Origin of the sequence: Collinsella sp. SGI.178 (assembly GCF_050313495.1) — a bacterium.
In the GTDB taxonomy this organism is placed as follows: Bacteria; Actinomycetota; Coriobacteriia; order Coriobacteriales; family Coriobacteriaceae; genus Collinsella.
Map to the genome: position 1 here is coordinate 1 of NZ_JBNPLM010000066.1, position 316 is coordinate 316.

Consider the following 316-nt stretch of genomic DNA (forward strand, 5'->3'; position numbering starts at 1 on the left):
ACCGGCAAGGACGTGCTCAACCTGTTCCTCGACGAGCTCACGCGCGAGCAGAGGCGCGCCATAGAGGTGGTGACCGCCGACGGCGCGAGGTGGATAAGGCAGCTGGTCAAGCGCCGCTGCCCCAACGCGAGGTGGGTCATGGACCCCTTCCACGTGGTCCAGTGGATGAACGACGCGCTCGACGCCGTGCGCTGCGAGGAGTGGAACGCCGCCAGGGCCGCCGCCAGGGCCGCCAGGCCCAGGCCCGAGGGCAAGCGCGGCAGGCCTGCCAAAGGCGAGCTGCCGCCCGAGGAGGTCAGGGCGCTCGAGGAGGAGG

At 71.5% G+C, this 316-nt stretch carries 1 protein-coding gene; it reads left to right on the plus strand.

Annotation, left to right across the window (positions count from 1 at the left end):
• On the plus strand, positions 1–316 hold a 316-nt coding region (locus ACQRAQ_RS08660; protein ID WP_427794562.1), incomplete at both ends, for a transposase.